At 47.5% G+C, this 22,266-nt stretch carries 19 protein-coding genes and 1 other RNA gene; 11 read left to right on the top strand and 9 right to left on the bottom strand.

What is annotated here, in order from left to right:
- Positions 1-67 precede the first annotated feature (67 nt).
- Positions 68-847: an enoyl-CoA hydratase/isomerase family protein gene (locus ICL07_RS29810; RefSeq protein ID WP_188091727.1), complete on the top strand. Its 780-nt coding sequence runs from the start codon at positions 68-70 to the stop codon at positions 845-847.
- Between the two features lie 40 nt (positions 848-887).
- The gene (locus ICL07_RS29805; protein WP_188091726.1) at positions 888-1,535 is read left to right on the top strand and encodes a DUF4412 domain-containing protein; all 648 of its coding nucleotides are present in this window, start codon (positions 888-890) and stop codon (positions 1,533-1,535) included.
- A gap of 261 nt (positions 1,536-1,796) precedes the next feature.
- Here ICL07_RS29805 and ICL07_RS29800 read toward each other — a convergent pair whose 3' ends face one another.
- A complete protein-coding gene (locus ICL07_RS29800) occupies positions 1,797-2,135 on the bottom strand; it encodes a hypothetical protein (RefSeq protein ID WP_188091725.1) in 339 nt (112 codons plus the stop codon).
- A gap of 209 nt (positions 2,136-2,344) precedes the next feature.
- Here ICL07_RS29800 and ICL07_RS29795 point away from each other — a divergent pair, with 209 nt between their 5' ends.
- The 3 genes from ICL07_RS29795 (at position 2,345) to ICL07_RS29785 (ending at position 5,525) form a co-directional block, all read left to right on the top strand.
- Entirely contained in the window at positions 2,345-3,766 is a 1,422-nt protein-coding gene (locus ICL07_RS29795; protein WP_188091724.1) for a tetratricopeptide repeat protein, read from the top strand.
- 183 nt (positions 3,767-3,949) lie between these two features.
- Entirely contained in the window at positions 3,950-4,714 is a 765-nt protein-coding gene (locus ICL07_RS29790; RefSeq protein ID WP_188091723.1) for a phosphosulfolactate synthase, read from the top strand.
- A gap of 79 nt (positions 4,715-4,793) precedes the next feature.
- On the top strand, positions 4,794-5,525 hold the full coding sequence (locus ICL07_RS29785) for a shikimate dehydrogenase family protein (RefSeq protein ID WP_188091722.1): 732 nt from the start codon (positions 4,794-4,796) through the stop codon (positions 5,523-5,525).
- A gap of 165 nt (positions 5,526-5,690) precedes the next feature.
- On the opposite strand, the gene ICL07_RS29780 is transcribed toward ICL07_RS29785, so the two are convergent.
- The gene (locus ICL07_RS29780; protein WP_188091721.1) at positions 5,691-6,488 is read right to left on the bottom strand and encodes a class I SAM-dependent methyltransferase; all 798 of its coding nucleotides are present in this window, start codon (positions 6,486-6,488) and stop codon (positions 5,691-5,693) included.
- A gap of 130 nt (positions 6,489-6,618) precedes the next feature.
- Between ICL07_RS29780 and truB the strand changes: the two genes are divergently transcribed.
- A complete protein-coding gene (gene truB / locus ICL07_RS29775; protein WP_188091720.1) occupies positions 6,619-7,314 on the top strand; it encodes a tRNA pseudouridine(55) synthase TruB in 696 nt (231 codons plus the stop codon).
- Here the strand turns inward: truB and tamL are convergent.
- A complete protein-coding gene (gene tamL / locus ICL07_RS29770; RefSeq protein ID WP_188091719.1) occupies positions 7,295-9,697 on the bottom strand; it encodes a translocation and assembly module lipoprotein TamL in 2,403 nt (800 codons plus the stop codon). The two genes, truB and tamL, sit on opposite strands and share 20 nt — an antisense overlap.
- A 131-nt stretch (positions 9,698-9,828) precedes the next feature.
- Here tamL and ICL07_RS29765 point away from each other — a divergent pair, with 131 nt between their 5' ends.
- Genes ICL07_RS29765 through ICL07_RS29755 form a run of 3 tightly spaced genes read left to right on the top strand, consistent with a single transcriptional unit; the run spans position 9,829 to position 13,886 of the window.
- On the top strand, positions 9,829-10,569 hold the full coding sequence (locus ICL07_RS29765) for a TrmH family RNA methyltransferase (RefSeq protein WP_188091718.1): 741 nt from the start codon (positions 9,829-9,831) through the stop codon (positions 10,567-10,569).
- 10 nt (positions 10,570-10,579) lie between these two features.
- The gene (locus tag ICL07_RS29760; RefSeq protein WP_188091717.1) at positions 10,580-11,605 is read left to right on the top strand and encodes a hypothetical protein; all 1,026 of its coding nucleotides are present in this window, start codon (positions 10,580-10,582) and stop codon (positions 11,603-11,605) included.
- A complete protein-coding gene (locus ICL07_RS29755; RefSeq protein WP_188091716.1) occupies positions 11,571-13,886 on the top strand; it encodes a hypothetical protein in 2,316 nt (771 codons plus the stop codon). The genes ICL07_RS29760 and ICL07_RS29755 overlap by 35 nt, the downstream gene beginning before the upstream one ends.
- A gap of 5 nt (positions 13,887-13,891) precedes the next feature.
- Here ICL07_RS29755 and ICL07_RS29750 read toward each other — a convergent pair whose 3' ends face one another.
- The gene (locus ICL07_RS29750; protein WP_188091715.1) at positions 13,892-15,127 is read right to left on the bottom strand and encodes an ABC transporter permease; all 1,236 of its coding nucleotides are present in this window, start codon (positions 15,125-15,127) and stop codon (positions 13,892-13,894) included.
- 100 nt (positions 15,128-15,227) lie between these two features.
- On the opposite strand from ICL07_RS29750, the gene ICL07_RS29745 reads away from it, so the two are divergent.
- Positions 15,228-16,520: a type IX secretion system plug protein gene (locus tag ICL07_RS29745; RefSeq protein ID WP_188091714.1), complete on the top strand. Its 1,293-nt coding sequence runs from the start codon at positions 15,228-15,230 to the stop codon at positions 16,518-16,520.
- A gap of 38 nt (positions 16,521-16,558) precedes the next feature.
- The gene (locus ICL07_RS29740; protein ID WP_188091713.1) at positions 16,559-17,041 is read left to right on the top strand and encodes a hypothetical protein; all 483 of its coding nucleotides are present in this window, start codon (positions 16,559-16,561) and stop codon (positions 17,039-17,041) included.
- A 96-nt stretch (positions 17,042-17,137) separates the two neighbouring features.
- Here ICL07_RS29740 and ICL07_RS29735 read toward each other — a convergent pair whose 3' ends face one another.
- The 5 genes from ICL07_RS29735 to ffs all read right to left on the bottom strand — a co-directional run bounded on the left by ICL07_RS29735 (position 17,138) and on the right by ffs (position 22,074).
- Complete coding sequence (locus ICL07_RS29735) at positions 17,138-18,451, bottom strand: NAD(P)/FAD-dependent oxidoreductase (protein WP_188091712.1); 1,314 nt, start codon at positions 18,449-18,451, stop codon at positions 17,138-17,140.
- Between the two features lie 431 nt (positions 18,452-18,882).
- Positions 18,883-19,596, bottom strand: a complete 714-nt coding sequence (locus ICL07_RS29730) for an MIP/aquaporin family protein (RefSeq protein ID WP_188091711.1) — start codon at positions 19,594-19,596, stop codon at positions 18,883-18,885.
- 11 nt (positions 19,597-19,607) lie between these two features.
- Entirely contained in the window at positions 19,608-21,104 is a 1,497-nt protein-coding gene (glpK, locus tag ICL07_RS29725) for a glycerol kinase GlpK (protein ID WP_188091710.1), read from the bottom strand.
- Between the two features lie 96 nt (positions 21,105-21,200).
- Positions 21,201-21,851, bottom strand: a complete 651-nt coding sequence (gene fsa / locus ICL07_RS29720; RefSeq protein ID WP_078667044.1) for a fructose-6-phosphate aldolase — start codon at positions 21,849-21,851, stop codon at positions 21,201-21,203.
- A gap of 123 nt (positions 21,852-21,974) precedes the next feature.
- An RNA gene (gene ffs / locus ICL07_RS29715) (signal recognition particle sRNA small type) lies at positions 21,975-22,074 on the bottom strand.
- Between the last annotated feature and the right edge of the window lie 192 nt (positions 22,075-22,266).

Genomic DNA, 22,266 nt, shown 5'->3' with positions numbered 1-22,266 from the left:
CCTTATATTGCTTTGGAAAGTACGGATGGTCCTTTTGGCCATCCGTACTGCATAATTCTTTATGGTTATGGAGTTCAACTTGTTGCAATATGAGGTGGCGTCCCGGATCGCCACGATCACCCTGAACCGGCCCGATAAGCGGAATGCGCTGAATGGTCAGCTGGTAGCGGAGCTTAGGCAGGCATTTGTCCGGGCGAACGCAGATACAGCCGTGAAAGTGATTGTTTTGAAAGGCAATGGCGAGGCTTTCTGCGCGGGGGCTGACCTGGAATACCTGCAGCAGTTGCAGCAAAACACCTATGATGAAAACCTGGCTGATTCGCGGGAGCTGATGCTGCTTTTCCGGGAAATTTATCAGCTTGATAAAGTAGTGATAGCCCAGGTAGAAGGTCATGCAGTAGCCGGCGGTTGCGGTCTGGTAACGGTTTGCGACCTGAGTTATGCTGTACCTGAAGCGATGATGGGCTACACCGAAGTGAAAATTGGCTTTATTCCCGCGTTGGTAGCCGTTTTCCTGGTAAGGAAGATAGGAGAGGGAAGAGCCAGGGAGTTATTACTGACCGGCCGGTTGGTGACCGCTGAAAAAGCCGCCCATGATGGCCTGATTACCGCCGTTGTCTCTGCCGCGGAAATTCGCGGGCATGTGGCTAAAGTGGCTGCCAGTCTGTGTAACGACGCTTCCGCCAACTCCCTTAAAGTAACCAAAAAATTGATTGGCACAGTGTTGGACTTACCTATACAAGACGGGCTGGAGCATGCGGCGCAACTGAATGCTGCCACCCGGGGACATGAAGACTGTAAACGCGGGATAGCTGCGTTTCTGCAAAAAGAAAAGCTTGTATGGTAACCTGTACCAGCGATCAACCACTCACCAACACACCACGACTATGTCATACCGGTTGTTTTTAACATATTTTCTGCTGTGGATAACCAGCCCTATACTGGCACAACGCGTCGTTTCCGACGCCAAGATTGTTTATAAGATTGACCTGCCGCCTGAGGAAGCACAAAAAGATGCCATGCAGGAAGGAAGTACGCTGACCCAATATATGCGGGGGCAGTTGAGCAGGATAGATATGGATTTCAACATTGTTAAATATACTTACCTGATTAACAGCAAGGATGAGAGCATGACTACGCTGATAGACCAGCATGGTAACCGTTACCTGATCCGCGCCAGTAAAGAGCAATACGAAAAGGAGCTGAAGCAGTTTGAGAACGTACAGTTCAAAGATCAGGCTGAAACCCGGAAAATAGCTGGTTATAACTGTAAAAAAGCCCTGGGGGTTATGCCGGACGGGGCTACTTTCGAAGTGTATTATACGCCCGACCTGGTGCCCGAAAACAGGCAATATAACCGCCGTTTTGTGAATCTGAAGGGTATGCCCCTTGAATTCGAAATAGTGACGAAAACAGGCTCTAAAATGCGTGTAGTGGCTACCAAGGTAGAGTTGTTCCCCATCCCCGCCTCTTATTTTGACGTACCGAAGACAGGGTATAAGGTGGTGAGCCCGGAGGAAATGAAGCGGATGTAGCGCTAGCCGCCAACCCAAGGTAGCCCTGGCTCTTGGGCTACGACGTTTGTCTCTCGTAAACAATAGGAATCTTGCAAAAAAAGTATGGTGTTTCAAGTCCCCTGGTCTAAGATGGATACAATCCGTTAATAATTGAATTTTGAGTGCGAAGGGGCCTGAATAACATCGTAGCTTAGGGCTTCATGGCTTCAGCCCCGGGGAGAAATAAAAAGGCCTATCAATGCTGATAGGCCCCTATTTGTATTTGAAGAAACGTTAAAGTTATCCTTTCTTAAGCGGCAGAATGATCTGCAGTTTTTGAAAGTTCATGTTGCCTGGTGGCTGCTGTATAGGTTGTACAGTGTAAGGCACTACATAAGTCGTATTACCCTTGGTATAGGACATTACAGACTGAAAGTTGATCACATTGGTATTGGTGAACTTAAAGTTTGAATTGTAGCTGCCTGTAAACCGGTAGCCGGCATCCAGGGCGAGATTGGTTTTGGGCATGGCGGTATTCAACACAAAATGCGTGTTGTCGGTTTTCTTCGCCTTTTCTTTTTCATTATCGGAGGGCAACATGGAATTGTTGGCCAGCGCGCTTATAGCGAACAGAGCCATAGCTCCTGCTAAAAGACAGGACAATGAAAAGGTCTTTGATATGTTGATATGCGTTTTCATTGTAACACAAATATACGAACTTTTCTATCCTTTATATAACAAATTCTTAACGCAATTTACAACAAAATCTTAATAAAATGTTAAAAAAATTATAAACGGTATCTGGCGCTGCAATTTGGCGGATACATAAAAGTCTTATATTTACATTAATGAGTAAAGATTTTTCTTTTTTAAACGAGGATTTTGATGATCTGAGAGACTTGTTGCAGCAGTTTGAAAATCTGAGGGCGGGTAAATCTCACTCTTTTCTGGACGAGGACTCCTTTGAACAGATCATAGACTATTATGACGAGCAGGACGAAATGCCGATTGCATTGCAAGCCGCCGAAATAGCCATAGCGCAGTTCCCATATTCGTCAACCCTACTTCTCAAAAAGGCCAACTTACTGATAGAAACCAAAAAGTACAAAGAAGCCCTTAATTTACTGGATAAAGCCGCTTTACTGGACCGCAACGATATCAATCTGTATATCCTGCAGACCGACGTATACCTGGCACTGAACCAGCATCAGAAGGCCGCGGATGTACTGAATGAACAGATTGACCAGTTTGAAGGGGAGGATAAGACGGAGTTGTTGCTGGAACTGGCAGACGTATACGATGACTGGGAGGAATTCGAGAAAGTGTTCGACTGCCTGAAAATGGCGCTGGAACACGAGCCCAATAATGAGGAAGCGTTGCACAAGATCTGTTTCTGGACGGAGTTTACCGGTAGAAACGAAGAGAGTATCCGTTTGCATACACAGATCATTGATGAACATCCGTTCAACCACCTGGCCTGGTTTAACCTGGGTACGGCCTATCAGGGCCTGAAGCTGTATGAGAAAGCGATTGATGCTTACCAGTATGCCGTAGCCATCGACGAGAAATTTGACTACGCCTATCGTAACATGGGCGATGCCTATATCCGTTTACGTAAGTACGCCGATGCTATTGAGGTGTTGCAGAAACATCTTGAAATTGCCAAGCCGGAAGACGTGATTTATGAGGCGATCGGTCATTGTTATGAACGGCAACGTAAATATACCCAGGCCCGTTATTATTACCGGAAAGCTTCCCATCTGAGCCCCAGCGACGACAAATTGTATTACAAGATAGCCGTTGCCTACATGATGGAGGAAAACTGGGAGAATGCCGCCAAATCATTGCAGAGTGCCTTGAAAATAAACAAACAGAGTGCAGAATACAACATGAGCCTGGGCGAATGTTATCTGCAGCTGAGCCAGGAAAAAGAGGCCCTGCAGCATTTTGTGAATGCCGTCCGTATCCGCCCCAAGAGCGCCCAGCCCTGGCAGGAACTGGTGAAAGGGTTGTATGTGTTTGGTTTTCTGGAAGAAGCGATGGAACAACTGGCTGCCGCCGAAGAAAAAGCAGGCAGAAAACCGGTGTTCCAGTATTACCGTGCCGCTATTTTTATTGCCATGGGTAAAACGAAGGAAGGACTGTTGCACCTGGAAACCGCGCTGCAACAGGCACCCAAAATCCTGAAGAAGCTGGTGGAGCTGGATCCCGCGATTTTACAGCATGTGAGTGTGGTTGACCTGATCGCTCAATACCGCAGGAAACGTTAACCAATGTTATTTACTTTTAAAATAAAGTATAGTCTTCTTATTTTTGCGCCGGCTTTTTAAATTGTCATGGACATAAGCCATTGTATTTCCGGTTATTAAAATTGCAGCTACACTATCCCAACTTGCCAGGTGAGGTAAATAGTATGTGTTTTACTGACCAATAAGAAGATAAAAATATTTCAAATGAATTTTAATCTGACACAAATCCCGGAAAGGACGCAGAAACCCCGCACCCATGGGCTGACCATGGTGATGGACAAGGGGCTTAGTTTGGAAGAAGCAAGAAATTTTTTATCGGCGTCGGGACCTCATGTAGATATCCTGAAACTCGGCTTTGGTACTGCATTTGTCACGCCTAACCTGCGCGCAAAAATTGAGCTTTACCAGTCGGCTAACATTCCGGTATATTTTGGCGGTACTTTGTTTGAAGCATTTCTGATCCGTAATCAGTTTGATGAATATGTGAAACTGGTGAAAGATTTTGGTATTACTTACATGGAGGTGTCTGATGGTTCTATCATCATCCCGCATGCGGAAAAATGCGGTTACATCGAAAAACTGTCCAAAGTCGGACTGGTACTGAGTGAGGTAGGCTCCAAAGATGCGGAACATATTATCCCTCCCTATAAATGGATTGAATTAATGAGAGCGGAACTGTCTGCCGGCGCAACCTATGTGATCGCAGAAGCCCGCGAAAGCGGTAACGTAGGTATCTACCGCGGTACCGGCGAAGTACGCGAAGGCCTGGTACAGGAAATCCTGACCCAGATCCCGGCTGAAAAAATCATCTGGGAAGCACCTCAGAAAGCGCAACAGCTGTACTTCCTGGAACTGGTAGGGTGCAACGCTAACCTGGGTAACCTCGCTCCTAATGAGGTGATCTCCCTGGAAGCAATGCGTGTAGGCCTGAGAGGCGACACCTTCCACCTGTTTCTGGACAAGGAATAATTTCGTTAAAGAATAAGATATGGAGGGACCTGTTATGATAAATAACCAGGTCCCTTTTATTTTCCCTAAAAAACACTGCATGAAAACATACGGCCTTATTGGTTATCCATTGAGCCACTCTTTTTCCAAAGGGTTTTTTACCCGGAAATTTGAGACGGAAAATATTACCGGACATCAATACGAAACCTTCCCGATACCTGCTATCACGGAGTTGCCGGCACTGCTGGCCCAACATCCGGACCTGTGCGGACTGAATGTGACCATTCCGTACAAGGAACAGGTGATCCCTTACCTGGACGAACTCAGTGATGCCGCCGCCCAAATCGGCGCGGTCAACTGCATCCGTTTTAAAGACGGGAAAAAGAAAGGCTTTAATACTGATGTGATCGGGTTTCGGAACTCCCTGCAACCCTTGCTGCAACCGCATCATAACAAAGCCCTGGTACTGGGTACCGGCGGCGCTGCCAAAGCGGTGATGTATGCCCTGCAGGAGATGAATATCGCTTACACGGTTGCCAGCCGTACACCCGGTAATGGCGCCGTGGCCTACAGCTCCCTGGACCAGGCGGTGATGGAAGCACACACACTGATTATCAACACCACGCCGCTGGGGATGTATCCAAACGTGGAATCATGCCCGGAGATACCGTATGCTTTTATCAGTTCCCGTCACCTGTTGTATGACCTGGTGTACAATCCGGCGGAAACACTGTTTCTGCAAAAGGGCGCGGCGCAAGGCGCCGTCATCAAAAACGGGCATGAAATGCTGATCCTGCAAGCGGAAGCATCGTGGGATATATGGAACGCGTAGTGCTCGCAATGCATTCTAAGAGGGCAAAGAGCGCAAAGATTTTTTATGTAATATTTTTAAGAAAGCAAAGGAGCGAAGACCAACATTTGGTTTTCGCTCCTTTGCTTTCTTATATTCGCTTCAATAACCTTTGCGTTCTTTGCCCTCTTATAAATCTTTGCGAGACTACTCCGGTTTGATCATATAATACATACACGTTGTCACGAAATCGCGTACATAAGGAATCGCTGAAATAGCCTTCCATTGCTCGCGGGCGCTGACATTAAATTTGTATTTATAGATCGGGTTGATCAGGTAAAAACGACGTTGGGTAATTTTATAGCCCTGGCGTTTTACAATCCGTTCAAACCGTTCGATAGAAATACCGGTGGATTTCACGTCCATCAGTTCATTTACAATATCGTTTTCTTCGCCGAACATCTTTAATACGCCTTTGTAAATGGGCCTGGGCAACAGGTGGATATAAGGCACCATGCTCAGGAATTTGTTATGGCAAATTTGCTGATGTCCGCCATGCGGCATATACCAGGGCGGAAAACCGAAATATACCTGTCCGCGGGGAGTGAGCAGTTGTTTCAGGTGTCCTACAATTTTTTCCTGGTCGGGAATGTGTTCGATGGCATCTTTGAGGATGATCACGTCGAAAGAGTTCCTGAACTCACCCAGGAAATCAACATCATAAATATTTTTAGCGATCAGTTTCAGTTGTCCTGTCGTTTCATATTTCCCCAGAAAACTTCTCGCCAGTTCAATTCTGTCCGGCGACAGGTCTACGCCTACGCATTGGCAGCCTTTTTCCAGCAACGGGGTTAGTACGCCGCCTTCACCGCAGCCTACTTCCATCACCCGCAGGCCTTCCAGCTGAGGAAACTCCTGCTGGATAAACGTCATCACGTATTCACGCGAGTTGTCTACCTGTTGCTGATAACGGAGCGTTGCATTTTTATGGTGTTCTAATGACATGGTAGCAAAATTGCGTGAATTTATGCAAAAGCTTCAAGCTTTTAGTAGTTATTTGTTATAATATTTTGCTATATAACTCATGGTTATACAGGATATCGTTGGCTAAACGTGATTTAGCTATCTTTGCGAAATGCAAACAACCGACAAGACGCAATACCAGGAAGGAGCTGTAATACTGGTTAATAAACCGCTGACATGGACTTCCTTTGATGTAGTACGCAAAATAAGAAATTTAACCAAAGCCAAAATAGGTCATGCCGGCACTTTGGACCCGCTCGCCACCGGGCTGCTGATTTGCTGCACCGGTAAAATGACCAAAAAAATCAACGAATACCAGGCTCAGGAGAAAGAATATACCGGCACTTTTACCCTGGGAGCCACTACGCCCACTTTCGATAAAGAGTCGGAGCCTGAAAATTTCAAAGACATCAACGGTATCGACGAAGCTACCCTGAAAGCCGCTACGGAAGGCTTTTTAGGCGAGATCATGCAATTACCACCCATTCACTCGGCCATTAAACAAAACGGTAAACCTATTTATCTGCTGGCCAGGAAAGGAGTAGATGTCAAAGTGGAGCCTCGTAAAATCACTATCTCCGAATTTGAAATTACCAAAATAGAGCTGCCGGTAGTACATTTCCGGGTAGTATGCAGCACGGGAACGTATATACGTTCACTAGCCAACGATTATGGTGCTGTCCTGGGTTGCGGCGCTTATCTGAGCAGCTTATGCCGTACCCGCATTGGTGCTTTCAGGCTGGAAGAAGCCATTGACATGGAGACTTTCATTATCGCCAACAGTGCGCCTAAAACGGATAACCAATAGCGATATTCCAGATAATATTGTCTCTTCGCCATTTGCTGTTTTTCAGGTCCCACTCACTGAGATACCAGCCGTTTTTGTTATCGGTGTAATACGGTACTTTCAGCGGGATGCCCCAGTCGAGGCGGATCAGGAAGAAAGAGAAATCCAGCCGGAGGCCAACGCCGGTACCGATAGCCAGATCATGAAAGAGTTGATTGAACTGGAATTCAGAACCGGGCCTGGTAGAATCTTTTTTGATCATCCAGATATTACCCATATCCAGGAAGGTAGCGCCTTTGAGGTTGATTGTTCCGCCAAACATGCGTAGCAGATCGAACCGATATTCCACGTTGCCTTCCAGTTTCATATCTCCCGTTTGATCGGGGAATATTTTGGCACTGGAAGAGGTATCCTTGAAGGAACCCGGTCCCAGCGTGCGCAGGCGGAAAGCCCGGATGCTGTTGGGACCGCCGGAAGTGAATTGTCTTACATAAGGTAATACGGCAGAAGTGCTGTAAGGAATACCTACCCCGGCATATATCCTCGTCGCCAGGCCGCTATGGATACCCAATTTCCAGTAGTGGCGGTAATCGGCTTCCATCTTCACAAAATTTGAGATATTCACCTTTGTCAGCGATTCAATATTATCTTTTTTGCTGGTAGCCATATCCACCAGGCTGTTGATACCATTCAGCCACAGCCCCGATTCCTCAATGTTTGCCCGGAAATAGCTGTAGTGCCGGGGATGTAACAGATCGTTGTTACTATAAATGAAAGTGACATTTTCCCCGCCGATGAGCGCCGGTTCAAAGCTGCGTTTGAGATAAGGGTTGATATCTACGGTGCTGGCCTTAAAATCCGGGTTCAGGTTCACCCCTACATAGTTCAGTGTAAAAGGCTTTACAATCCAGCGTTTATAAATATTCTCGTTCCAGTCGTAGCCGTAGCTCAGATTGATACTGGTAATATCAAATTTGGATATACGGGACAGGTAGTTGGCGCCGAAAGTGAGCCTTGTTTTTACATTGGACCGGGCCGCCTGCCGGATGTTGAAAGGCAATGCAAAACGAGGCCAGGCAAGGCTTACCTCTCCGCCAAATTCCCTCGACTGCAGTATCCATTCCTGGGGAAGTCTCACCAGTTCAATACCGGTATTGAGGCTCATCGACAGCTGGGTGGCGGTTCTGCCCAGGTTGATATGCCGGTAGTTGAGGCTTACACCGGAACCTACCGTATAGTCGGAACTGTTACTCACCTCGAAGTTGACACCCAGTTCCTGCCTGCGGCGGGGTGTCAGGAAAAGATAAGCGTCCAGTGCCTGGGCGGTATCTTTGTTTTCCTTGTATTGCAGGGTGACGAACTGCCATACGCCGAGGTCGTACAGTTTATTTACTGTATTGTTATACTGCTGTATAGAATAAGTTTCTCCGGGCCGGAGCAGGATAGATTTGGATAACAGCTTAGGCCGCAGTATTTCCTGGTGTGAACGGATGGTAATGTATTTGCGTTTGTCTTCCTTCAGGCTGGAATCGTTGGGATTGGCATTGAGCGCAAAATCGGGATACGCGTATATTTTGCCGATATGGTAACGTTGCCAGCGAGCGTCGGTAGAATCTTCCGGATTTTTGATGCGTACTTCCACATCCATGGTGGGTTTTTCGCGGCCTTTGTTTTCGTTGAAGATATTCACAAATCCTTCGAAAGGATTGAGGGAGTTGCGGAACAATGCTTTGTTGAGGGTATCTACTTCAAATTCGATAGCATCGCGGCCAAACTTGTAGTAACCGGCATCGCGGATGACACGGGTGAGTCGTTCCCGTTCAGATGACAGTGTTGCCGATTTGTAGGCGACGCCTTTTTTCAGGAGAGACAGGTCCTGGTGGCTGTTTACCACGGCAAGGATATTGGAATCGGGCACTACGTAGGTAATTTTATCCAGTACGAAGTTGCGGCCGGTATTTACTTTATAGGTAACGCTGGTTTTATGTCTTTTTTCGCTGGCATCGGCTGATACGGTAGCATAGAAGAAGCCCTGGTTATGCAGGTAGCTGGTCATACGGGAGATAGATTCCTTTGTTTTAGCGGAATCGTATACTACCGGTGCTTCCATGTTTCTTTTGGAGAGTACCATATTCCAGAACCAGCTGGATTTTTTCTCATTATATTTTTGATTGTACAGCCAAACCTTGATACGGGTAGCCAGCAGCTTTTTATTGGGCTGCTGCGTCATCAGTGATTTGGATGACAGGGAGCTGCGGATATCCTGTTTTTCAGCGCTGAGGATTTCTCCTTTTACATCTACCGTACTGCTAACGTACAGGGTCTGGTCCTTCTGCAGGTATTTGGTGTTGGAACATGCGCCCAATGCCAGTATTGTAACCAGTAGCAGCAAATATCTCAGCAAGGAAATCTTAGAATTGGGTGGCGGCTGCATCACGGGCGAAAACGTTATGATATTTTAAATAGTAATACTGAACCCTACCTCCAGCAGCCTGTTTCTTGGCTGATTAAAAGAAATCGTGTAGGTTTGGCCCCATGTTGTCAAAGGCGCAAATTAAATATATTCAATCATTACAGCACAAAAAAAACCGTCAAAAATCCAGCCAGTATATTGCGGAGGGAGATAAGATCGTACAGGAACTGCTACAGGCGGGCATGCCCGTGAAAGCCGTCTATGCCACCCCGGCATGGCTGCTGCAGCACGGGGCGCTGCTGGACCGTTTGCCGGCCGATGCTGTAAAAGAAGTGGATCAAGCCGTACTGAAACAACTCTCGTCGCTCACTACGCCCAATAACGCCATGGCGCTGCTGGATATGCCTCCGGCAGATACCAGTTTTCCTCCGGCAGGCTCGGTGGTACTGGCACTGGAAGCCATCCAGGACCCAGGCAATATGGGGACGCTGATTCGTATAGCCGACTGGTTTGGTATCCGTCAGCTGATTGTATCACCGGATTGTGTGGACGTGTATAACCCCAAAACCATCCAGGCCACAATGGGCAGCATTGCCCGGGTACAAGTGAAGGAACTGGAGATCCCGGCATTGTTGCAGGGAAGCCTGCTGCCTTCTTTTGCAGCCACCCTGCATGGAAAGGACATAACCGGTTTTTCCACCATAAGGGAAGGTATTATCCTGATTGGTAACGAAGGCCGGGGACTGACAGATGAAGTGATAGCCCTGGCTACCCACAGGATCACCATCCCGCGCCTGGGAGGCGCAGAATCCCTGAACGCCGCCGTTGCCGCCGGTATTATCTGTGGCAGATTACTGATTTAATTTTATGTGAATGCCCCGCTATCTGTTTTTGTGTTTGTTGATACTATGCTTCGCCTGCCAACGTCCTGCACCGCGCCAGATAACACCCGCCTTTTATTACTGGAAACAGGCCTGGACCGGCAACGCCACCGAAATGCAATACCTGCGCGGACTACCAGCCAAACGCCTCTATCTGAAGATGTTTGATGCCGATGTAGACCCGGTCACCGGTAAGGCAATGCCCATCGCCATATTAAAGGAACAGACACCGCTGCCGGACAGCATAGACATTGTTCCCGTAGTATTTATCGTCAACGAGTTGTGGGAAAAGCCGGATACCGCATTGGCAGCCAACATCAACCGGCTACTGGAACAATTATGCCATCACATCCCCGCCAGCCGTATTCCTGAAATACAAATGGACTGCGACTGGACCCGCAGTTCCCGTGAGGCCTACTTCGCGTTTTTACAGCAGCTGCGGGAACAACCCTTTTTCCGTGGGCGCCAGCTTTCCGCCACCATCCGCATGCACCAGGTGAAGTTTGTGACCAGCAGCGGCGTACCACCGATAGACAAAGGTCTGCTGATGTGCTATAATATGGGCGATCTCCGCAAGCCTGGTGATCATAACTCCATCCTGGATGAAAACACCATGAAATCCTACATCGGAGACGACCGGGTATCGGCTTATCCTGTACCTTTGGATATCGCTTTACCGCTGTTTGATTGGACGGTGTTGTTCAAGGATGGCCGCTATAACGGTATCCTCCGCAGCATTGGCGATGCAGCCCTGCATGATACGGCCATGTTTGCCCCATCAGGCAAATACCTGTATACCGTACGGAAAGATAGCCTGGTAAACGGGTACCCGCTGAAAGCAGGTAATTTGTTACGCCGCGAAACCAGCGACCCTGCCACGCTGGAATCCGTTGCCCGCCTGGTGGCCCGGCAACGACAGGACTATAACCCCGTTGTTATTTTTTATCATTTGGATTCAGTAACGCTTCATAATTATCCGTTGGATGAACTACAAAAAATTTATCGTCTTTTTCATTAGCTTTTGTGCCGTACTGTTTGGCAATGTGATCTATACCCTGTCCTGCGGGCCGGAGGAAGATCCTTATGATTATTACATCTCTTTTTTTAATCCCTATCCCTCTGCACCGGGATATGAACCGTTTTATTATTCGGGACTGTCGCCTTTCTATGACGATGCCGCTTCTTCGGAGTATGATATCAATATCGGCGACTGGCAGCGGTTTACCGGTGATAAAGTAAAAGCAGCCGATATCCGGGAGTATGTTTACACGTACACCAAAGAGGAGATGTCTGCCGTAGCTACGCGTAGTACTGCTTCGCTGCCGGACAGTGTAAGTAAAAACACTTTCGCCCGTTTTCTGCAGGAAGACCGTAACCAGGAAGCCGCCCGTTACCTGCTCTTCGCCAAAACCTGCGAGCCTTTTGTGAGTCAGAGTGACCGATGGTCGGCCCCGGAACGGAATATACCGGCTATGACCGCCCTGGAAAAGGAAGCAGCTGAATTGTATGAGAAAACCAGTAATAAAGATATCCGTGACCGTTATGCTTTCCAGCAGGTGAGGTTGTTGCATTACAGTGGCCGCTATGAAGAGGCTGCTGCTACCTTCGATAAGTTGTTTAAGAAAGCGGGTTCTTCACTGCTGTATTATAAGTCTTTAGCGCTGAAAGCAGGCGCAGTGCAGCATATGGGCGATTCTGTACAGGGAGCCTACCTGTTTTCCCGTGTGTTTGATAAAGCGGTGCCGCTGCGGACCAGCTGTTACATCAGTATGCGATGGGGAAATGCCCCGGAAGAAGCGGTGTACAATCTTTGTAAAGACAATCGCGAAAAGGCTATGGTGGCCGCTATTTATGGCATGAGACCGGACGAACTGAACCTGGAACCACTGAAAAAAGTATATGCATTCGACCCTGCTTCTCCGGCCATGAACGTATTGCTGGGCCGTGAGATCAGTAAACTCGAATCCATGTTCCTCAATAAGGCGGTTTCCACTTCCACCGATTCTGCTTCTATGGCGGCTATTGTAAAGCTGTCGCCCGAACTGGCGTCGATGGTGAATGTTAAAATCCGCCCGATGATTGGCTGGATGAACAGCATCATCGATAAAGGGAAAGTAAAAGACCTGGCCTTCTGGCAGGTGAATTCCGCCTACCTTTCCTATATGTGCCGTGACTATGAGGTAGCACGGGCTATGCTGAATAAGGTTAACAGTAAAGAACCGGACATCCGCAATCAGTGGGAAGTAGTAAATATACTGCTCAATGTTAATGAACAAAAGAGCATCGACGCTGCGCTGGAAACCAAGCTGCTGGCTTCTTTCAAATGGCTGGATGAACAAATGGGCTCCACGCCTCCGCCTGATAAATGGTGGATGTCTGGCCGGGACCGGTTTTTCGCAAAAACCTACCGCAATCTGCTGGGTGCTATACTGGCGCCTAAATATCATCTGCAGGGCGATTATGTAAAAGAATCGTTGATCCGTGGCCGTTGTGACAGCCTGAAGGCCTATGATTATTTCCTTTCCGGCGCCTCTGCCGAAGACCAGATCTATGGCCAGATGAACAGCGCACAGCTATTACAGTTGCATAACTTCATGAAATCTACCGGCAAAACGCCTTATGAGTCTTACCTGGCTGGCTTTTTCCCGAAAGGAATTGATCTGGATGCAACCATTGGAGAAAGTTATGTGCGGGTACATGATTTCAAAAATGCTCAGCCCTGGTTTAAGAAGGCTAACAATCTGGCTGCTTCTTACCTGGTGTTTAAAGAGCTGTACCAGGATTTCGGTCCGGATACTGCGGAACGGGCTTTCTCTAAACCCATCACCCAATTGCAGTATGTAGACCGTATGCTGGCCTTACAGGAGAAGATGAAGGTAACACCTGTAGATGCGAAAGTATATTACGAGTATGCGACAGGGTTATTCAACATTACCTATTACGGCAGGACATGGAATTTTGTGCAGAAATACCGGCCGTCTACCACCTGGTATACTACAGCCTGCGAAAAAGATCCTTTTGAGAAACAATATTTTGGTTGTTATGCCGCAGAGGGTTATTACCTGAAAGCAGCGCAGGCAGCCACTGATCCGGAGTTCAGGGCTAAATGTTTCTTTATGGCCGCGCGTTGTTACCAGAAACATGTTACGCCGATGGAGGACAGTCAGAAATACTATGCGGCGTTGGTACGTAACCGTTACTTCCCTGTATTAAAAAGCAACTATTCCCAGACACGCCTTTACCAGGAGGTGTATGGTCAATGCAGTTATCTGCGTGACTTCGTGAAAAGCGCGAAGTAATAAAGTTATTTGAACTGAATGGCTTTCACCGGCGTGATTTTCCGGATGATAAGCGATGGAATCAGTAGTATCAGCAGGCAAACGACGAATGTGCCGAGATTGATCAGCACAACTTCCTGCCATTTGATGTCGATAGCGGCCACCGTCATGTAGTAGGACTCTTCCGGGAGTTTGAAAATGCCGGTGGCCTTTTGGAAAAATGCCAGTCCCAGCCCGAAGAAATCGCCGATCAGCACGCCCAGGAAGATGATATAACCGGCCTGGAATATAAATACCTTTTGGATTTTCCAGTCACGCATACCGAGGGCTTTGAGGATGCCGACCATATTGGTCCTTTCCAGTATCAATATCAGGATGGCGGTGATCATGTTGATCACAGCTACGATGGTCATGATGACAATGATAATGAGTTCATTCTGGTTTTGTAACTGCAGCCAGTCGAAGATATTGGGATAGATATCGCGGATGGTGCGGGTGAAGAGCTGATCGGGCAGTACGTTGTTATCAATGATACGGGCGATAGTGTCCATCAGGTGATAATCCTGGAGCATGATCTCATAACCGCCTATTTGTGCAGGTTCCCAGTCATTGAGACGGCGTATCAGGTTCAGGTCGCCGATCACATAGGTCTTATCATATTCTTCGATGCCTGTTTTAAAGATACCGGAGACCTGTAATTTCCGGGCGCGGGGTGCTAATCCGCCTCCCTGGATGAAGTAGATAATCACTTTATCATCTACCTTCAGTTGCAGTTCCTGTGCCATGTTGGTGGAAATCATGATTTCCGGGGCATAGCTGGTATCGTTAAAACGAGGGGGGCGGCCGGATTGCATAAAACGTTGCAACTGCGGCCAGTCGTAGCTTTTATCTATTCCTTTGAAAATGATGCCGTTTATTTCCTTTTCAGACTTGATGATGGCCGATTTGGTGGCATAAGGGTTAACAGATTTAACGCCAGGCACTCTTTTAATGCTGTCTATCAGCGTGAGGGTAGAAGTAAAGGGAATTTCTTCCGTCAGCGGGCCCGCATTGGGCTGGTATTGATTAACATGAAGATGTCCCCAGAAGCTGAAAATCTTATCCTGGATCACCTGCTGGAAACCATTGACCAGGGCCGTCGCCAGTATCATTACCGCCACGCTGATAGCAGTAGCTGCCACAGCGATGTTGATGATGAACTTTGAAAAAGAGGAGGCCTTGTTAAAAGCGATCCTTCTGGCAATAAAAGCAGATAATTCCATTGAACTGATTTCAGAAAGGCTGAACGATTAAGGCAAATGTAAATAACTAAATCTCTAAATAAGCAAATAATCGTAACTTAACTATAACCAAATAGCCAGTATGCGTACAGCAGCATTTCTTTTATGGGTAGTCCTGGCAGCAAGTCTGTTTACCGGCAGGGTGATGGCCCAGGTCAATGCCATTACACCGGACCATGTTTACTACAATAACATCAAATCCGTCAAATTTAACCAGCAGGGAGATCCGCTGAGTATGCCCATGTATACGATTGGTACCGGGGAAAAGCTGGAGCTGTCTTTTGATGACATGGACAACGATGTGAAAAACTATTATTATTCCTTCGTGCTTTGTAACGCCGATTGGACGCCGGCCCAGGTAAACCCGTTTGACTATATGCGTGGTTTTTCCGAAACCAGGATACTCAATTACAAGATGTCTGCCGTGGCTTTGCAGCGGTATACCCACTATAGCGTGCAATTGCCGGGTACCAACAGTTATCCGATCAAATCCGGCAACTACCTGCTGAAAGTGTACCTGGACAGTGATACGAGCCAGCTGGCTTTTACGCGCCGGCTATACGTAGTGGAGCAAAAGGCCGGTATTGCAGGCTTTATCCAGCAACCGGTAACGCCTAAACTTTTCCGTACGCACCAGAAAATTAATTTTGAGATCAATACCGGCTCCCTGAATATTCAGAACCCTTTTGATCAGATCAAGGTGGTGATCCTGCAGAACTATCGCTGGGACAATGCCATCACCAATCTGAAGCCGCAGTTTATCAATGGCAATGTGATCAAGTACAATGCGGAAATGGACTGTGTAATTCCTGCCGGCAAAGAGTTCCGCTGGCTGGACCTGCGGAGTTTCCGTTTGCAAACAGAAAGAGTACAACGATCAGAGTACCATGCCAACAGTACCGATGTTTTTGCGGTCACGGATTATGAGCGGGCAGATAAGATCTACCAGTTTATCAAGGATATCAATGGCAAGTATTACCTGGCCACGCTGGATAATTATGATCCTAATTTTGAAGGAGATTATGCCTCCGTACATTTTTCATATGCTGCCCCCGAACCGTATGCAGGTTATGATATGTATATTTTTGGTGAGATGACCGATTACGAATTGAACACCAACAGCCGGATGACCTACAATGCGGCCAGCCGCGCCTATGAAGGAACGTTGTTCCTGAAGCAGGGCTATTACAATTACATTTATGGCCTGGTGGATAAAACGGTACCCAACGGAAAATTCAATACCGACATGACAGAAGGCAACTGGTGGGAAACGGAGAATAACTACACGATCCTGCTGTATTTCCGGCCTTTAGGCGGGAGGGCGGATGAACTGGTGTCCAGTATTACATTGAATTCAATCCTGAACCGGAAGTAGATATTTGTACAATGATTAGTAAGACGTTTATTTTCCTGTTGGGGATTGTATTGGCGATGTTTTCAACTGTCGCTGCCCAAAAAAAAGGGGTGTACCATGCTCAGGGGAAATTTATTTGTGAAAAATGCGCTGTAAAGCAGGTGGCACTCGATAGCGGATACAGAAATTATGCTTTACGTTCATTACCAGACCCATACCAGGAAAACGCTGTGCTGTATGAGTGTCTGTCAAATAAACCCATCCTGGTTGTAAATAATAAAAGTGCTTTGGTGCAGGACGAATTGAGCGCGTTCAAAAAGATACCCTACCATAACACCGACCTGTTTTTTGATGATGTCAAAAAGATGGTAAAAGAGAAAACGCTATTTGATATTTTTCTTGTTAAGGCCATTGGAAGGCCGTCTTCCGTATCGGAAACGTCTGCTGGCCGGGATAAAATCAAGGTATGGGCCTATAGTAAATTGGGATTGACAGTTTACTTTTTAGACGGAGTGGCTATCAGGTACGACCGTCACGCGTAGCTAGTTATATAATGCAAAGAGCTGATGAAAATCTCATCAGCTCTTTTGCATTTTTAACAATAAAACACCTATTATATAACAACAAAACAATTCTAATTATGCGCCCACCGTTTGCCGCAGTTTCACAATGTTGGCGGCGCCTCGTTTGATGATAATACGGGTACCTCTTTCGTAAGTGAAATAGCGGTAGAACCAGTTGATGAATACCACCAGTTTATTCCGGAAACCGAGGAGGCTCATGAGGTGCACGATCATCCAAACGATCCATGCGAAATAGCCGCTGAGGCGCATATTGGCGAATTCTGCCACCGCCCTGTTACGTCCGATGGTGGCCATGCTGCCGAGATCTTTGTAATAGAAACCTTTCAGTGGTTTATTTTCCAGGGTGAGGCGGATGTTATGAGCCAGGTTTTTACCTTGTTGAATAGCTACCTGCGCCACCATGGGATATCCTTTCGGGAAACGCTGGTCGTTGGTCATTTGTGCGATATCTCCAATCGCATATATATTTTCATATCCTTTTACCTGGTTGAATTCATTGACCAGGATACGGCCATTAGGCAACAGAATGTCCTGTGGCAGCCCTTTCACCGGTACGCCTTTTACGCCGGCGGACCACAACAGGGACTGGGACTGGATAGTTTCGCCATTGCTCAGTGTAATAGTATGACCATCATATTCTTTTACGCCGGTATTGACCATCACCCTTACGCCCAGGTCCTGCAAGGCTTTCATGGTGCGCTGGGATGTTTTTTCACTGAAAGAAGCCAGTAGTTTCGGTCCTGCCTCAATCAGGTAAACATTCATCAGGGATTGGGGTAAATCGGGATAGTCTTTAGGCATGATATATTTCCGTAGTTCGGCGAAAGCGCCTGCCAGTTCCACACCGGTAGGACCGCCGCCCACCATCACGAAATTAAGTTTGGGTTTTATCTCTTCCGGATCTTTGATCAGCAGGCTTTCCTCGAATTGTTTCACCACATAATTTCTGATCTGCACCGCTTCTATCAGGGATTTCATGCCGATGGCGTTGTCTTCAATGGCTTTGTTACCGAAGAAGTTGGTATTGCTGCCGGTAGCGAAGACGAGATAGTCGTATCGTATTTCACCGATGCCTGTTTCCAGGATGTTTTCATTGCTTCTGATGCCCGTGACTTCCGCCATCCGGAAGACGAGGTTTTTCTGTTTTCTAAAGATGCCTCTCAGCGGGAAGGCGATGCTGTCTGGTTCCAGGCCGGCAGTAGATACCTGGTAAAGCAGCGGCTGAAAAAGGTGATAATTGTTTCTGTCGAGCAATACTACCTGTACCGGGGCGTGTTTCAGCTGCTTGGCCAGATTAATACCGCCAAATCCTCCTCCTACAATAACTACGCGCGGTTGAGCGGACTCCGGAATGTTAGGCTGGATCATAATTCATCTGTTTATTTATACTGCAATGTGTTGGATATGGCATGTTTCGTTATAACATACTGATACTGCTGCCAGTTCAAACGCTGTACCAGTGTTAATTTTTATCAAAGTTACGAAACTTTCAGAAAAAAATGAAAATAACTGTAATGAACATGATTATTGCTGATTTCGCTGATTAGCGGAGATCGGATGTGATTTTAATTTTGTTTGATAGAATTGGAGGGATATGAGGTGGATGAAAAAGGTACAATGAATGCAATTTTTTTGTAGGCAGGAACGAGTGAAATTGTTTACGGTGGCTGATCGATGGACTATTGTAATTGTTTTTCTGAATATATAAAATGCAAAAAGGATGACCGCTTCGGTCATCCTTTTTTTATGATCAAATATCCATTTCCGCTAATCAGCGAAATCAGCAGTAATCATGGCCATCAGCTGTTTAGGAACTGATTATATATCACCGCTGCCGCAATGGCGCCCGCAATAGGACCGGCGATGGGTACCCAGGCGTAGCCCCAGTCGCTGCCGCCTTTGCCACTGATAGGCAGGATGGCGTGCATAATACGGGGGCCCAGGTCTCTCGCAGGGTTGATGGCGTAGCCGGTGGGGCCGCCGAGGGAAAGGCCGATAGCGAGTACCACGAAGGCTACAGGCAGGGCATCAAGTGAACCGATGCCGGAAGCGGGTTTGGTAATATAAAAGACAGCCAGGATAAAAACGAGCGTGGCCACAAATTCGGTGAGGAAATTATAGCCGGGTGTTCGCAGAGCCGGGATAGTGCAGAATACGCCCAGTTTGCTGGCGGCATCATCGGTGGCGTCGAAATGTTTTTTGTAGCAGAGCCATACCAGGAATGCGCCGAGCATGGCGCCCAGCATCTGGGCGGCGATATAGGCGGGTACCTGTGCCCAGCTGAAAGAGCCTTTTATGGCGAGGGCAATGGTAACGGCAGGGTTGAGGTGGGCGCCGCTGTATTGTCCGGCGCAGAATACGCCTACGAATACGGCCATGGCCCATCCCATGGTAATAACGATCCAGCCGCCCTGGTTGCCTTTGGAGCGGTTGAGTACTACGTTGGCCACTACGCCGTCGCCCAGCGCAATGATAAAAGCAGTTCCGATAATTTCGGCTAAAAATGGTGACATAAGTGGAGTTTTTATGCTTCTTCTGTCCAGGCCTGGGCCGCTCTGATAGCGCGTTTCCAGTCCTTACAAAGTTGTTGGCGTTGTGTTGTTTCCATAGAAGGATCAAAGGTGGCGTCTACTTTCCATTGACGGGCAATGGATTCGATGCTGTCCCAGAACCCTACTGCCAGGCCGGCGAGGTAAGCGGCGCCCAGTGCGGTGGTTTCGGTGATATGCGGACGTACCACGCGAGCCTCCAGGAGGTCCGACTGGAACTGCATCAGCATATTATTGCTGGTAGCGCCGCCATCTACGCGCAATTCGCTGATAGGCATACCGGAGTCGGCTTCCATGGCTTTAAGCACATCCATGGTCTGAAAAGCGATACTATCCAGTGCGGCGCGGGCGATGTGAGCGGCGCTGCTGCCTCTGGTAATACCGACCATGGTGCCACGGGCGTGCTGGTTCCAGTAGGGAGCGCCTAAACCGGCGAAGGCGGGTACAAAATATACGCCGTCACTATGTGGTACGGTAGCGGCCAGTTTTTCCACATCGGCAGAGTGACGGATGATACCGAGGCCGTCGCGCAGCCACTGTACTACCGCGCCGCCGATGAAGATGCTGCCTTCCAGGGCGTAGGTGGTTTCCCCGTTGATTTGCCAGGCAACGGTGGTCAGCAGGTTATTTTGTGACGGAATGGGCTTGCTGCCGGTATTGAGCACCATAAAACAGCCGGTGCCATAAGTGTTTTTGAGCATACCGGGGGTGGTGCACATTTGTCCGAAGAGCGCTGCCTGCTGATCGCCGGCAATACCGGCAATGGGTATACGATAGGGGGTGAGGTTAGCTTCAGAGTAACCGTATACTTCGCTGGAAGGTTTTACTGCCGGTAACAGCGAAGCGGGTATATCGAAGAGGGAGAGCAGTTCTTCATCCCATTTCATATCGTGGATATTAAACAACAACGTGCGGGAAGCATTGCTCACATCGGTGATATGCAGCTGTCCGTTGGAGAAGTTCCAGGTGAGCCAGCTATCTACCGTGCCGAAAGCCAGTTCACCATTTTCTGCCTTTTGTCGTGCCCCCGGAACATTGTCCAGTATCCATTTGATTTTGGTGGCGGAGAAATAGGCATCTATACGCAGCCCTGTTTTGTCTTTGATCATTTGTTCCCGTCCTTCTTTGATAAGGCTGTCGCAGTAGGCTGCCGTGCGGCGATCCTGCCAAACAATAGCATGATGCACGGGTTTACCGGTTTTACGGTCCCAAACGATAGTGGTTTCACGTTGATTGGTAATACCGATAGCGGCGATATTATCACCGGAGATACGGGCTTTGAGCAATACTTCTGCTGCAACGCTGGCCTGTGAGGTCCATATTTCCATGGCATCGTGTTCCACCCATCCGGGTTGGGGGAATATCTGTTTAAATTCTTTTTGTGCAGTGGCTTTAATACTGCCATCATGGTCGAAGATGATGGCGCGGGAGCTGGTAGTGCCCTGGTCCAGGGCCAGAATGTATTTCCCCATCCGGTTACGTGGTTTTAGTGGTGAACTAATTTACAAAAAAAATCCCCGGCGCAAGAACTGCACCGGGGATACACCATCTAAAAAATATCTTGAAAATTACATTTTCTTGGCATCTTCCAGGAACTTGGCGAGACCGATATCCGTTAACGGATGTTTCAGCAGACCAAGAATGGAATCTAACGGGCAGGTACATACGTCGGCACCTACTTCCGCACATTTTACGATGTGGAGGGCGCTACGGATAGAAGCTGCCAGGATCTCCGTTTTGAAGCCCTGCAGGCTGTAGATCTGCGCAATTTGTGCAATCAGTTCTACACCATCCCAGTTGCTGTCATCGATACGACCGATAAAGGGAGATACGTAAGCGGCGCCTGCTTTTGCAGCCAGGATAGCCTGACCGGCAGAGAATACCAGCGTACAGTTGGTACGGATACCGTTTTCAGAAAACCATTTAATGGCTTTCACACCTTCTTTGATCATCGGTACTTTCACCACGATATTAGGGTGAATGGCAGCCAGTTTCTTACCTTCTTCCACGATAGATTTGAAATCGGTAGAGAATACTTCCGCACTCACATCACCATCTACGATTTCACAGATGTCTGCATAATGTTTCAGGATAGCTGCTTCACCTTTGATGCCTTCTTTGGCCATCAGGGACGGGTTAGTGGTTACACCATCCAGCACGCCGAGATCATGAGCTTCTCTTATCTGATCAAGATTAGCTGTATCGATAAAGAATTTCATACTATTAAGAATTAGTTTGTAAAGACTTGTTTTGTTTGCGGAGTGCACTGTCATTAGTGAAGAGGAGAGCAAATAGTAACCAGATGACTATTGACGAGCAACTAATGACCTTTAAAAAAAGAAAAAAGGCAAGTTACTTATATCGCACCGCTTCAACCACCTACCCTTGCTACATTCCTGTCCTGGGGGAGTTCAGCAGGAGCTGGTCGTATAAGACTTGCCGGTTGCAAAGGTAATGCAATCCGCTGAAAATCCAAATTTTGTAAAAGAAATCTAAAAAAAAATGTTGCGTATGCTTTCATAAGCCCCGATTTTCCGGTAAAAAAATCAATCAAATATGTATGTGCTTCCGTTTTTATATCTGATTTTTTTGTATCTTAATATCATCCTATTTCCCCGATAGCGGACTGATATG

Source organism: Chitinophaga qingshengii (genome assembly GCF_014529935.1).
GTDB lineage: Bacteria > Bacteroidota > Bacteroidia > Chitinophagales > Chitinophagaceae > Chitinophaga > Chitinophaga qingshengii.
The sequence above is the reverse complement of the archived record's forward strand: the minus strand, read 5'-3'. Positions and strand labels throughout refer to the sequence as shown.

What these genes read in the sequence shown, in the direction of transcription:
- ICL07_RS29810 (WP_188091727.1), top strand. Translation starts at nt 68, where the DNA reads ATGGAGTTCAACTTGTTGCAATATGAGGTGGCGTCCCGGATCGCCACG.
- ICL07_RS29805 (WP_188091726.1), top strand. Translation starts at nt 888, where the DNA reads ATGTCATACCGGTTGTTTTTAACATATTTTCTGCTGTGGATAACCAGC.
- ICL07_RS29800 (WP_188091725.1), bottom strand. Translation starts at nt 2,135, where the DNA reads ATGGCTCTGTTCGCTATAAGCGCGCTGGCCAACAATTCCATGTTGCCC.
- ICL07_RS29795 (WP_188091724.1), top strand. Translation starts at nt 2,345, where the DNA reads ATGAGTAAAGATTTTTCTTTTTTAAACGAGGATTTTGATGATCTGAGA.
- ICL07_RS29790 (WP_188091723.1), top strand. Translation starts at nt 3,950, where the DNA reads ATGAATTTTAATCTGACACAAATCCCGGAAAGGACGCAGAAACCCCGC.
- ICL07_RS29785 (WP_188091722.1), top strand. Translation starts at nt 4,794, where the DNA reads ATGAAAACATACGGCCTTATTGGTTATCCATTGAGCCACTCTTTTTCC.
- ICL07_RS29780 (WP_188091721.1), bottom strand. Translation starts at nt 6,488, where the DNA reads ATGTCATTAGAACACCATAAAAATGCAACGCTCCGTTATCAGCAACAG.
- truB (WP_188091720.1), top strand. Translation starts at nt 6,619, where the DNA reads ATGCAAACAACCGACAAGACGCAATACCAGGAAGGAGCTGTAATACTG.
- ICL07_RS29765 (WP_188091718.1), top strand. Translation starts at nt 9,829, where the DNA reads ATGTTGTCAAAGGCGCAAATTAAATATATTCAATCATTACAGCACAAA.
- ICL07_RS29760 (WP_188091717.1), top strand. Translation starts at nt 10,580, where the DNA reads ATGCCCCGCTATCTGTTTTTGTGTTTGTTGATACTATGCTTCGCCTGC.
- ICL07_RS29755 (WP_188091716.1), top strand. Translation starts at nt 11,571, where the DNA reads ATGAACTACAAAAAATTTATCGTCTTTTTCATTAGCTTTTGTGCCGTA.
- ICL07_RS29750 (WP_188091715.1), bottom strand. Translation starts at nt 15,127, where the DNA reads ATGGAATTATCTGCTTTTATTGCCAGAAGGATCGCTTTTAACAAGGCC.
- ICL07_RS29745 (WP_188091714.1), top strand. Translation starts at nt 15,228, where the DNA reads ATGCGTACAGCAGCATTTCTTTTATGGGTAGTCCTGGCAGCAAGTCTG.
- ICL07_RS29735 (WP_188091712.1), bottom strand. Translation starts at nt 18,451, where the DNA reads ATGATCCAGCCTAACATTCCGGAGTCCGCTCAACCGCGCGTAGTTATT.
- ICL07_RS29730 (WP_188091711.1), bottom strand. Translation starts at nt 19,596, where the DNA reads ATGTCACCATTTTTAGCCGAAATTATCGGAACTGCTTTTATCATTGCG.
- glpK (WP_188091710.1), bottom strand. Translation starts at nt 21,104, where the DNA reads ATGGGGAAATACATTCTGGCCCTGGACCAGGGCACTACCAGCTCCCGC.
- fsa (WP_078667044.1), bottom strand. Translation starts at nt 21,851, where the DNA reads ATGAAATTCTTTATCGATACAGCTAATCTTGATCAGATAAGAGAAGCT.